Consider the following 1,375-nt stretch of genomic DNA (forward strand, 5'->3'; position numbering starts at 1 on the left):
GACGGCCTCGGGCTACAACGCCACGGCGACGGCCGACAGCGCGACGGCGGTGGGCGGCAGCCTCTACGTGGAGGATCCGGACACGGGCGCGGTGCTGCTCGACCAGACCACGACGGCCTCGGCGCAGGCCGCGAGTGCGTTCGGCGCAGGTGCGCAGGCCAACGGCGCGTTCAGCACCGCGACCGGTGCCGGCTCTGTTGCCGACGGCGTGCAGTCCTCGGCCTACGGCTACCGCAGCAATGCCGCGACCGATGGCTCGAGTGCCCTGGGCAGCTTCAGCCAGGCGACGGGCGGGTTCGCGACGGCGGTGGGCTACGGCAGCGAAGCCACCGGCGACTACGGCCTGGCGGTGGGCGGCATTGCCGACTACGGCGATCTGGTGATCGGGTTCCCCGGGTTCATCCTGCAGACCACGGAAGCCAGCGGCATCGCCTCGACGGCGATCGGCAACGGTGCCTGGGCGACGGGACTGGGCGCGACCTCGGTGGGCACGCTGGCCGAAGCGACGGGCGTGCAGGCCACGACGCTGGGCACGCTCGCCTACGCGACGGCGGACGGTGCGAGCGCGCTGGGCAGCGGCTCGTCGGCCAGCGGCGAGGACTCGACCGCGGTGGGCTTCCTGGCCGATGCCAGCGCCACCAATAGCGTGGCCCTGGGCGCGGGTTCGGAAGCGGACCGCGACAACAGCGTGTCGGTGGGTGCGGCGGGCGCGGAGCGCCAGATCACCAACGTGGCGGCGGGCACCGAGGCGACCGATGCGGTGAACCTGGCGCAGCTGGAAGGTGCGACCGAGCACACGCGCTACTTCGCGGCGAGCGGCGGCGAGGGCGCGGACAACGCGGCCTATGTGGAAGGCGAGTACGCCACGGCGGCGGGCGAGTCGGCGACGGCGCTGGGCGAAGGCGCTTCGGCGCTGGGCAGCGGCGCGTTCGCGCTGGCCGACCAGGCGACGGCGGTGGGCTTCAACGCGGTGGCCGAGCAGGCCAATGCGTTGGCGGTGGGCGCGGCGGCCGCGGCGCTCGGCGAGTACGCCACGGCGGTGGGCAGCGAGAGCGTGGCCGAAGGCTTCGCGGCAACGGCGTCGGGTGCGGGCGCCCTGGCCAGCGGCGATGGCGCGACGGCCTCGGGTGCGCTGGCCACGGCCACGGGCATCGAGTCCACGGCGGTGGGCGCGTTCGCCGAAGCGACGGGCGACCTGTCGACGGCGGTGGGCGGCGAGAGCGCGGCCACGGGCGAGGAGTCCTCGGCCTTCGGCGGGCTGGCCACGGCCTCGGGCGATTTCGGCACGGCGGTGGGCGGGCGTGCGGACGCCTCGGGCTTCAACAGCACGTCGGTCGGCAGCTGGAGCACGGCCTCGGGCTACAACGCGACGGCG

At 74.9% G+C, this 1,375-nt stretch carries 1 pseudogene; it reads left to right on the top strand.

From position 1 onward, the window contains the following. A pseudogene (locus tag ACQYVW_RS17305) lies at positions 1-1,375 on the top strand (ESPR-type extended signal peptide-containing protein); the annotation flags it as partial.

Source organism: Luteimonas campi, from assembly GCF_051162505.1.
In the GTDB taxonomy this organism is placed as follows: domain Bacteria; phylum Pseudomonadota; class Gammaproteobacteria; order Xanthomonadales; family Xanthomonadaceae; genus Luteimonas.